This window comes from Piscirickettsia litoralis, assembly GCF_001720395.1.
In the GTDB taxonomy this organism is placed as follows: Bacteria; Pseudomonadota; Gammaproteobacteria; order Piscirickettsiales; family Piscirickettsiaceae; genus Piscirickettsia; species Piscirickettsia litoralis.
The window spans coordinates 129,734-138,856 of sequence record NZ_MDTU01000002.1; the positions used below are offsets into that span (position 1 = coordinate 129,734).

General features: G+C 41.6%; 13 protein-coding genes. 2 read left to right on the forward strand and 11 right to left on the reverse strand.

From position 1 onward, the window contains the following. Positions 1 to 2 precede the first annotated feature (2 nt). Both BGC07_RS15615 and BGC07_RS15620 read left to right on the forward strand, forming a co-directional pair. Complete coding sequence (locus BGC07_RS15615; protein WP_069314003.1) at positions 3 to 788, forward strand: ParA family protein; 786 nt, start codon at positions 3 to 5, stop codon at positions 786 to 788. A gap of 2 nt (positions 789 to 790) precedes the next feature. Beyond that, positions 791 to 1,657 carry a ParB/RepB/Spo0J family partition protein gene (locus tag BGC07_RS15620; protein WP_069314004.1) on the forward strand — a complete coding sequence of 289 codons (867 nt, stop codon included), beginning with the start codon at positions 791 to 793 and terminating at the stop codon, positions 1,655 to 1,657. Between the two features lie 411 nt (positions 1,658 to 2,068). Here BGC07_RS15620 and BGC07_RS15625 read toward each other — a convergent pair whose 3' ends face one another. The 11 genes from BGC07_RS15625 to BGC07_RS15665 all read right to left on the reverse strand — a co-directional run bounded on the left by BGC07_RS15625 (position 2,069) and on the right by BGC07_RS15665 (position 9,113). After that, positions 2,069 to 2,578 carry a pentapeptide repeat-containing protein gene (locus BGC07_RS15625; protein WP_069314005.1) on the reverse strand — a complete coding sequence of 170 codons (510 nt, stop codon included), beginning with the start codon at positions 2,576 to 2,578 and terminating at the stop codon, positions 2,069 to 2,071. Between the two features lie 136 nt (positions 2,579 to 2,714). Then, on the reverse strand, positions 2,715 to 2,897 hold the full coding sequence (gene lysC / locus BGC07_RS24180) for an Rz1-like lysis system protein LysC (RefSeq protein ID WP_449421089.1): 183 nt from the start codon (positions 2,895 to 2,897) through the stop codon (positions 2,715 to 2,717). Next, entirely contained in the window at positions 2,809 to 3,237 is a 429-nt protein-coding gene (locus BGC07_RS15630) for a hypothetical protein (RefSeq protein WP_069314006.1), read from the reverse strand. The genes lysC and BGC07_RS15630 overlap by 89 nt, the downstream gene beginning before the upstream one ends. Before the next feature lie 10 nt (positions 3,238 to 3,247). Then, positions 3,248 to 4,222, reverse strand: coding sequence for a phage late control D family protein (locus BGC07_RS15635; RefSeq protein WP_069314007.1), 975 nt, complete (start codon positions 4,220 to 4,222; stop codon positions 3,248 to 3,250). Next, positions 4,213 to 4,419 (reverse strand): tail protein X, encoded by a 207-nt coding sequence (locus tag BGC07_RS15640; protein WP_069314008.1) that lies wholly within the window; start codon positions 4,417 to 4,419, stop codon positions 4,213 to 4,215. The genes BGC07_RS15635 and BGC07_RS15640 overlap by 10 nt, the downstream gene beginning before the upstream one ends. Then, positions 4,406 to 4,798 carry a phage tail protein gene (locus BGC07_RS15645; protein WP_069314009.1) on the reverse strand — a complete coding sequence of 131 codons (393 nt, stop codon included), beginning with the start codon at positions 4,796 to 4,798 and terminating at the stop codon, positions 4,406 to 4,408. Before BGC07_RS15645 ends, BGC07_RS15640 begins: the two co-directional genes overlap by 14 nt. Further along, positions 4,785 to 7,022 carry a phage tail tape measure protein gene (locus BGC07_RS15650; RefSeq protein ID WP_069314010.1) on the reverse strand — a complete coding sequence of 746 codons (2,238 nt, stop codon included), beginning with the start codon at positions 7,020 to 7,022 and terminating at the stop codon, positions 4,785 to 4,787. The genes BGC07_RS15645 and BGC07_RS15650 overlap by 14 nt, the downstream gene beginning before the upstream one ends. A gap of 2 nt (positions 7,023 to 7,024) precedes the next feature. Further along, the gene (locus tag BGC07_RS24020; protein ID WP_394332143.1) at positions 7,025 to 7,231 is read right to left on the reverse strand and encodes a GpE family phage tail protein; all 207 of its coding nucleotides are present in this window, start codon (positions 7,229 to 7,231) and stop codon (positions 7,025 to 7,027) included. Then, entirely contained in the window at positions 7,159 to 7,434 is a 276-nt protein-coding gene (locus BGC07_RS15655) for a phage tail assembly protein (RefSeq protein WP_069314011.1), read from the reverse strand. The genes BGC07_RS24020 and BGC07_RS15655 overlap by 73 nt, the downstream gene beginning before the upstream one ends. Positions 7,435 to 7,443: 9 nt before the next feature. Beyond that, on the reverse strand, positions 7,444 to 7,944 hold the full coding sequence (locus BGC07_RS15660; protein WP_069314012.1) for a phage major tail tube protein: 501 nt from the start codon (positions 7,942 to 7,944) through the stop codon (positions 7,444 to 7,446). After that, complete coding sequence (locus BGC07_RS15665; protein WP_069314013.1) at positions 7,944 to 9,113, reverse strand: phage tail sheath subtilisin-like domain-containing protein; 1,170 nt, start codon at positions 9,111 to 9,113, stop codon at positions 7,944 to 7,946. The genes BGC07_RS15660 and BGC07_RS15665 overlap by 1 nt, the downstream gene beginning before the upstream one ends. Between the last annotated feature and the right edge of the window lie 10 nt (positions 9,114 to 9,123).

A 9,123-nucleotide genomic window follows, 5' to 3' on the forward strand; every position in this document is an offset into this window, starting at 1 on the left:
TCATGACTCCAATAATTGCAATTGCTAACCAAAAGGGCGGTGTCGGAAAAACGACTACAACAAATAACCTGGGAAAATACTTAGCCAACAAAGGTTTTAAGGTTCTATTAATCGACTTAGATCCTCAAGGCAACCTCAGCTACACCTTTACAGGCAAAGCCATTGCAGATGAAGCTTTAATTTTAGATATTTACGATGGAAAAAAAATCCCCCCTCTTAATGTAATTAATAATTTAGACCTATATTGTGCCAACTCTGAACTAACAACGATTAGTGAGCGCGGAGATAATGGTTACTTTCAATTAAAAGAAGGTATAGAGGGTATTATAAGCGAGTATGATATTGTATTAATAGACTGCCTTCCTACCTTATCAACAGGATTAGTGAGTGCTTTAGTCGCTGCAACGCATGTGCTTATTCCAGCAGCACCAAACGATTTAAGCTCTCAAGGACTGCATGATCTAATTGGAAGAATACAGCAAATACAAAGAAGAATGAATGCGAATTTAGACCTCTTAGGGTTAATTCTTACAGCAGTTGAAGATAACACCAAATCATCAAAAGAAACCGAATTATTAATACGCAACACATACAAAAACTATGTTTTCTCAGCAAAAACAAGAAAATCAATCGATATGCTTCAGAGTCACAATAAAGAAAATAATAGTAAAGATATCACAAGAATAGTACCTAAAAAGCCAATATCACAAGATTTCAAAGAATTTGCTGAAGAGTTCATTAACAGATTGAATTTAACAACACACAAAAATATTAAGTCGGTAGGTTAAATATGTCATTATCATCTATTTATTCGTCAAATCCCCTAGATAGCATTGGAATAGAATGGCTAGACACTGAGTTATGTTTCTTATGGAAATACAAAAACAGAAAACAGTGGGATAAAGACGAAGACTATATCAATAATCTAGCAAATTCAATGAAGGGTGGTAAACAGTATAACCCTATCATCGTCAGAGCCATTACAGGGAAAAGAGGGAATCGATTTGAAGTCATTGCAGGAGAATGTAGACTAGATGCCGCCATACTAAATGAAGAACAAGTATTAACAAGAACCATCAAGTGTGATGACAAAGAAGCCGCATACATTCAAGAAATAGAAAATGCTAAAAGAAAAAATGTTTGTGACTATACTAACTGCTTACACTACACACAGCTATTAGCAGATAAAATATTTAAAACACAGTCAGAGTTAGCTCAGCACTTACAAATATCTGAGAAATCGATTTCACGACTATTAAGCTATAACAAAATACCAAGTTTACTGAAAACAGATTTAGCTTTCCCTAGTATTTCATCAAGAACTGCATCCGAATTGGTTCGAATCGCAAAGAAAAGCAAAGAGCACCTTGAGACTCTTTGTTCAATAAAAAACTTCATTAACAATGGCGCTGGATGGGAGTCAATAGAAAGACGTGTTGAATCAATCCTTGAGGGTGGCAAAAAGAAAAAAATGTCCCGAGGGACATTTTCTGTTGACTCCATCGACGGAGGAACCTGGGGAGTGCTTGAAAAAAGGGATCATGGCTTTACATTTAAGCTTGAGAAAGAAACAGATCTAAAGCTAAAAAATAAAAATTATAAAGAAATTCAACAGCTCATTGCTGATTACTTAGACAACATAGCGACTCAACCTTAAAATGTCCCTCGGGACATTTTTATAATTCGCTCAAAATTATGCACCAATTAAAGCAATCCAACCATAAAAGTCTCCTCGGGGAGACTTTTACCTTTCAGCAAAAAACAATCAAGAAAAACATGTCACGAAAACAAAAAAATCCCAACGCAAAAAATCCGGCAAGATCACCGGATATCGCTATGTCTTCAAATTGTTCTGCGAAAAAGAAACTCGCTTTGTAGAGTTTGACGTTCTGACTCGAGATGCGGAACTCGCGGGTGAGGCTGTCGTCCCACATTTTGAAACATGGGCTAACGAACAAGAGGGGCATCTTGGTGAGTACGATTATAATGTACAGACAATTCGCGGTTAAGGGGTTTGAAGTCCAATGGAGTGAAAACGTTTATTTTATGTTAGTGCTTTCTAAAAAGGTTAATTACATACTCCTTTGCTACCATCAGGCAAAATAGCATTACATTCATTTTTAACGCCTTTCAAATTAAGTCCTTTAGCACCATAGAAGTTAGCATTATTCACGTCGGCATTAATAAATGTTGAGCCCGTTAAATCTGCATAGCTGAATACTGCATCTTCAAGGTATGAATCTACAAATACAGCATTACGCGCATCAGCATAACTAAAGTTTGAAGAAGCAGCATTGCCGTTGCTGAAGTTCATGTCCTCTAAGTTTGCATGCGTCAAACATATTGAATGAACAAAGGATGTCTTTGTTAAGTCTGCTTTTGATAAATCTGCTGAGGAGTGGTTATCTCCAACTGAAAGTGAGAAGTTGTCAATGCTACTTAGATCGCATCCTGGGCACTTATTAGTTGATTTAAACTGATTAATATCGCCCTGGCTGTACATTAAGTTCGCTTGAGCTGGGATAGCGAATATAATGGGGGTTACTAAAAGACCAATTAACTTTATCATCGTTCTCATCAAACTAACTTCCTTTATGCTTCATGTAACTGCTGCGAGATATTAACACTTAAATAAGGAATTCTCAATTAGCGCAGCACCTTCTTATTTAAGATAGATTCGCATGACAACTTCTTACCTAGGGCCTCAACCCCCGCTAAGCATTATCATGAAACTCACGCAAGTGCTTAAGCTGCAGATTACAGTTTTTGATTGATTGAGCATTCTCAGCATTCGCTATAACCACATCTTTAACCGTTTGCCCTTTTATTTTGTGCAGACTGCAGTTTTTTACCAAGCTGTATGGCGGTTTTACATTGAGATGTTTGTGACTCGTCAACAAGTCCTGCCGTGCACAGCTCTGCAAAAATAGCATCAGGAATAGTAAAACCAGACCAGTTTTCATTTGCTTGCAGCGTCTCCAGTAGTCTTTGATCAATATCATCATGACCTCCTTTTTGCTGCTCTGATTCAGAATAAAAATTACGTTGTATTTCCAATAATCGCTTTTGCTCTTCATAAAATCTGTTCGTACTATGCTCCCACTGCGCCTGAGCAATCTCATGACGGACTTCATGCTGTGCGCTTTTTTTTATTTCGTAACGCCATAATAGAGCAACCGCTCCGACGAGGGGGATCAATATGCCTTGCATCCAGTATTTTTTCAGCAATCCAAACATAGCGAATAGACTATCCATGTGGTGTTTCTGCAGTGATGTTGGTAATAAAACCATTCGGGGTTATTGAGTGTGAGACTTGACGGCACAACCAGCGCTCATTAATTTTATTACGCAACTCGGTTAACTCAATAATTCGCTCCGCACGAATTAATGCATCACCAATAATCGACAACGATAAAGAGCCTGTGCCACGTTGTAGACTTTCAAACTTTGCCCGAGCCGCTGCAACGGCAGAAGATGCATCAGGATAAACACGACGAATGGTAAAAGCAGGGTCACCGGTTCCTTCACTAACTTGTACTTCTTTTGCAGATTCAAGGTCACGGTATTTAGCGATCACCCGGGTGTATTTATTTCGATCTGCAGTCATCAGTCGATAGGACTGCACTTGATCATCAGCAATTGAAATATCTGCGACATTCTGACCAGACACGGACTTACTTTTGCTACGCTCGATAAAAACAAGCTTATTCACGGTGAGTTTAAATGTGGCGCCACTCTCTTTGGCCAGTCGCGTCATCAAATTAAGGTCTGATTCTGATTGCTGGTCAACCTGCTTTAACTGAATCTCAGCAAGACTTTCAGAAATAGAGACACCATAGTCATGCTCAGCGCTTATTTTTTTAATCAAGTCACCGAGTGAGATGTCATGAAAGCTTCGATCCTTTGGTGCTTTTAAACTTTGCTTCATTTTCGCCGCTCGAGCACTAATACTTAAGCGATAAGGTGGGGAACTAATTTCCACCTCATCCACAGTGAATATTCCCATGCGCTGCAACTCATTTTCATACCCAAGATCAATCGTTAATTCGACACCCGTTTTCGGCACCTCAATCTCACCATGATGATCATCAAGTACAATCGTTGCACTGTCTGATTGAAAGCCAGCATCGTCATCAATGCGGAGCTCAACCAAGCGCTCTGCAATAATCCCCGTGATATTTTTGTTATCCGCGAGGATCTGAAAGTCTGGTTTTAATCCCATAGCTGCACGGTGGTTTTTGTTGTTTGAGCGGGTAAGTCAGGTAATTCAATATTGAGTAATGCAGGGAGTAGGGGGCCATAGTGTGAAAGTTGTGGATTCGCTAAAAGCACCGCCTCCATTGCACCGGATCGATTGCCGTAGACTTTAAAGACAATGTCATCGAGCATATCGCTTTCTTTCGTTCTATAGGTCGCCACAGTACACCAGCTCCAATGAAAACTCTTTTTTCTTTGGCACACCTTCAGCGCTAAACACAGTGTTCTTTTCATCCACCGATTTAATAAAAAACTCGCCCAAGCTGTCACCCGTGCCTTCTACCAGTAAAAGCGGCTTGCCTGATTTTGCCATCGTTCGCATGTGTTTAATTTGCTCCAAGCCCCCTCTAAAATGAGGATAAACCACACCAGAAAGAGAAAGAGTCTCAGCGCCTGCAGAAATAAACTGAGCACGATCTTTTTTCTTCAAGCGTTTTAGCGTTGCAATATTCACAGTTAATTTATGTGAGAGTTCTTGAAATGCAGCGGTGTCCAAGCTGAACCTAAAATCACCCAGCCCGAGCATTCTATGCTGGGTCATATAAAGCGCCTCGATTGTTGACTGTAGTTAAGCTATTTCTCACTTTTTCACCAACCAGTTCTGACAGTTTATTTTCGTCATAACTCTTATCTGCCGAAATACTAATATTAATCGGCGCGTTAATTTTAGTTGCACCTCCGCGTTGATAAATCGTCTGGCGGCGCTGCTCTGTTTTATTTTCATAATGGTTAACTCGCTGCACCGCTTGCTTCGATCGCTCGACGGCATCTTGCGCTTTTTGATTCACATTAACCGTTGCCTCATCACCCCCAAACAAAAAATCCCAAGCTTTACCTAGTGTATTTTTAATCGTTTCAATCGGGCTTAAAATCGCGCTTTTGATAAAGTCATAGGCACCGCTAAAGATGCTTTTAATCCCGTCCCATAGTCCTGAAAAAAAGCCCTTAATCGGCTCCCAATAGGCATAAATTAAAGTGGCTGCTGTTGCAATTCCGGCAATAGCCAAACCAATCGGGTTTGCAATCAAGGCCATCGTTAAAAATCGAAGGGCCGTCGTCACCACAGGGATGACCTTACTCATGATTCCAAAGACTTTAATCCCGGCCGTCCAAACACTCACTACAGCACCCCCGACCAATTTGGTGGTGATTGCCGCCGCCGTCAGTCCCATTAATCCCAAAACAACATATTTAAGCGACGCTCTAAAGACAGGGCTTTCATCGATCCACTGCACAATGGGATTAATAAACTCACCGATTGCTTTTATTGCTTCATTAAGCGGTGGTAAAAAAACATTGCCGAGTACAATGCCGAGACGTGCCATTTGGTTATTGAATGTAATTAAATTATTCGCGGTGGTTTTCTTACGTGTCTGATATTCAAGCTCCATTGAATTCGCATAAGCAGTCGCATCACCACTCATTTTAAAAGCATCACCGAGTAAGTTAATTCGATCAACTAAAGGGGCCACTGCCGAGATGGATTCAGCTCCAAATAACTTATTAGCAATAGAGAGCTGTTCTTCCCTATCGACATCACGAATTGCATCAACAACACTTTTAATCGCGCCTTCGGCATCTTCCTGCATATGAGAAGCAAGGTCTTCGCCGTTCATTCCTAGCTGACTTAATGCCTCGGCTTGTGGACCAGACAACGCACTACCCTTAGTCAATGCCAACAAGAAATTTTTCATCGATGTACTGGCCATCTCCATATTCGGAGCGGCCGCATTAAAAGCGGCGGATAACCCAGCGACTTGATTGGCATTCAATCCGGCTGCTTGTGCTAGAGCGCCTTGCCGTTCGATCATTCGCGCGACATCTTTGGCATTGGTTGTCATTTTATTCGACAGATAATTCACCGCATCAGCCATGTTAATTACTTCATTACGACTTAACCCCATTTTTGCCCGCCAGCTCGCCATAATCTCACCGGCACGACCGGCTTCGATATCAAACGCAACACCCATTTTCGCCGCCGTTTTTGCAAAATCGAGTAAGTCATTTTTAGCAATGCCGGACTGTGCAGCAGCTGTCACAATCTCACCAATGCCTGAAGCGGTCACCGGGATTTTTTGTGACATCTCTAAAATAGAATTGCTCATCGCTTTAAATTCTGGCGTTGACAAATTAGCGACTTTATTGACATCAGCCATCACTGATTCAAACTGAATCGCCGCACGAATGGGCTGTGCTAATGCAACTGCCGACCCTGCCAATGCAACCCCCTGCATCAAGGTATCTCTCGGACTCACATGAGACTGACGAATCCGATTTAAGATATTTTCATGACGTTGCACGCGCTGTAATTTGCGATCATATTTTGCTGTTTCTGCGGTTAACTTTCTAAAATCTGCGGTTAAGTTCTTTGTAGAGATGCCTGCTTCATTTAAACTTCGGCGCACTTTTTCTAATTTTATCGCTTGCTGGCCATGTGCCGTTTTTAATCGCATCGCCTCTTTACGTGCCAACTCAAACGATTGAGTAAGTTTTTTTGAGGGCTTTGTCGTCGCAGAAATTTTATACGCTAATTCTCGAACGCGCCGGGTTTCTTCTTGAAATGCCAGCGCAGTTTCTTTAGTCTTATCTTTCAAGTTTTTAAACTGAGCGACATCTTTCTCAGTTTGTTTGAGACTTTTGAGTTTATCTCGTACAGCAAAAAAGTCCTTAGCTAAGAGGCGATTTTCGCCTCTTACTTTTTTTATCGGCTGAGTGTATTTATCGACGGCCTGTAATATAAATGACAGGTTAATTTTTTCAGACATAATTAAATTACCGAATGTGCAGATTCAAAGCGCTGCATCGCCAAGTCATGAAAAAGCAGAAGATCGTCGAGTGTCATCGCTGCCATTTCACTCAATGACCAATGGTTAATAAAAGCAAGATCAGCAAAGACTTCATCTATGTCGTTACAGAGAAGTTCTTTCCTGCTAAAAAAAGGACAATTTGATTCATCAATTGAGTAGCATCCGATAGTGACAACTCATCAAATAACTCTCCTGTGATTGTTGGTGTTGTAATACGGGGAAGTAACATTTTAGTATGGTTATAATCTTGCATCATCAACTCAGCATTTTTAAGACCACGCATCTCACCTGCTTTCGGCTCACGTAGCTCAATTTTATCAATCGTGTGGTCACCTGATTGCAGTGGTTTTTCTAAAGTAATGGTTGGCATGATTCTCTCCTACAGCCCCAAATGATTGCGTTGTTCTTCGAGTTGATCCACACCGTCGATTTTGCGAATCATATTTAAAACATCAACCTCAATGAGGTCTTCATTGTTAATACTGACCTTGCAATACGTCAGAGTAATATCCCCTTTCAACTCTGAGACTTCTCCCGATTTAATCGACCCGGGGTCCACTTTTTTAATTAAGCCACGCATCACCACTTCCATCGATTGAGCGCCATTAGGGCCGCTTAACGTGCCTTTAAAACGGAGCAAAGTGTCCCATTTACCGAACATTTTAAAAGTCTTCGGCACGAACTCGTTGAGGGTAAATGCCGCCTCCATTTTTTCCATGCCGAGATCAATCGGAACCGAACTATCCATCCCTCCAGCGCGATGATCCTCGGTATTAATCTCAAAACTGGGTAGCGTGACCTCAGTGGCGAGGCCCGCCCAGGATTCACCATCTAAAAACAGGTGAAAGTTCTTTAAAACTTTAGGTAATGCTGTAGCCATTATGAATCTCCCGATAAGACATTTTTAAAGTAGGCATCAGACAATTTAGATTGAAAAACGATATGCTCTGCAGGGGTCGGCGGTGTGAAATCAAAATTAAAATAGGCGATCCCCTCTTTTAACTTATCGGCCGTATTGAGATCAGGATCGGCCCAACAGTTCCCCCCTAAAATTGCACCAATCGTTGTTAAATGACGCAGATAATTATTAACGCCCTCAATCACATCTTCAAAATAAGTCGCGGTCAAATTACGATCCACCGCCCACAAATGCGCTCGCTTCAGCGAATCATTAATTAAATCGGCAGTTCTCACCACATTAATAAAGACCCATTTTGTATCGTTTGTCGTCGTGCGGTTGCCCCACAAGCGATACCCCTCATCATGAATCACGGTAGTGATATGATTTTCATTGAGCAGATTTGAAGTGGAGTTGAGATCACCTAGCTCATGGTCAATCGGTAACGATGTGCCAAGGATATTTAAAATTTGCTGATTCGAGGGTGACCACCAGAAGCCTTTTTCATAATCAATTTTAGCGATTAACCCCGCTGTTACACTGGATAAAGGTGAAACCTCTTCAGCCGATATGTTGCGATTATAAACACGCACCCCCGGATACAATACCATCGTGCGTTTATCCGCAAACTCTTTGCGATAAGTGATTGCATCGCCCGGAGCGCCTTCTGAACAATCCACTAAAGCCACCGCTTTTAATTGTTTTGAAATGGGTTCCAAGGCTTTGGCCACCGTTTTTTCATGAGTAAATCCAGGCGCTAATACAATTCGAGGCTTTACATGACAAACTGCATCGCAGTTTAATAAGGTTTGAATCCCAGAGCGATTCCCCTCTGCATCCGTCCCGCCGATCACGTTCACCAGTGTCGCTGCATCATCCGCACCTTCATCGACACGAACCACCACCACCGATGCCCCCACCTGATCAAAAATCACCTGCAAAGCTAAAGGCAAAGTTCCTTGAGTACCCAGCTTCGCCGCTTTGATTCGACTTCCTGAGATTAAGACCGGCGTATCTACCGGAAAATCTTCAGCCTTTGCTTCGGGTGCCGTACCAACAATAGCAATGACAGAACTTTTAATCGTTTTTATCGGACGAACACCATCGTCCACTTCTTGCACTTCAACACCATGCAAAAATTGCGTTGTCATAATGACCACC

What these genes read in the sequence shown, in the direction of transcription:
- BGC07_RS15625 (WP_069314005.1), bottom strand. Translation starts at nt 2,578, where the DNA reads ATGAGAACGATGATAAAGTTAATTGGTCTTTTAGTAACCCCCATTATA.
- BGC07_RS15665 (WP_069314013.1), bottom strand. Translation starts at nt 9,113, where the DNA reads ATGACAACGCAATTTTTGCATGGTGTTGAAGTGCAAGAAGTGGACGAT.
- BGC07_RS15655 (WP_069314011.1), bottom strand. Translation starts at nt 7,434, where the DNA reads ATGCCAACCATTACTTTAGAAAAACCACTGCAATCAGGTGACCACACG.
- BGC07_RS15630 (WP_069314006.1), bottom strand. Translation starts at nt 3,237, where the DNA reads ATGTTTGGATTGCTGAAAAAATACTGGATGCAAGGCATATTGATCCCC.
- BGC07_RS15645 (WP_069314009.1), bottom strand. Translation starts at nt 4,798, where the DNA reads ATGACCCAGCATAGAATGCTCGGGCTGGGTGATTTTAGGTTCAGCTTG.
- BGC07_RS15650 (WP_069314010.1), bottom strand. Translation starts at nt 7,022, where the DNA reads ATGTCTGAAAAAATTAACCTGTCATTTATATTACAGGCCGTCGATAAA.
- BGC07_RS15620 (WP_069314004.1), top strand. Translation starts at nt 791, where the DNA reads ATGTCATTATCATCTATTTATTCGTCAAATCCCCTAGATAGCATTGGA.
- BGC07_RS15615 (WP_069314003.1), top strand. Translation starts at nt 3, where the DNA reads ATGACTCCAATAATTGCAATTGCTAACCAAAAGGGCGGTGTCGGAAAA.
- BGC07_RS15660 (WP_069314012.1), bottom strand. Translation starts at nt 7,944, where the DNA reads ATGGCTACAGCATTACCTAAAGTTTTAAAGAACTTTCACCTGTTTTTA.
- BGC07_RS15635 (WP_069314007.1), bottom strand. Translation starts at nt 4,222, where the DNA reads ATGGGATTAAAACCAGACTTTCAGATCCTCGCGGATAACAAAAATATC.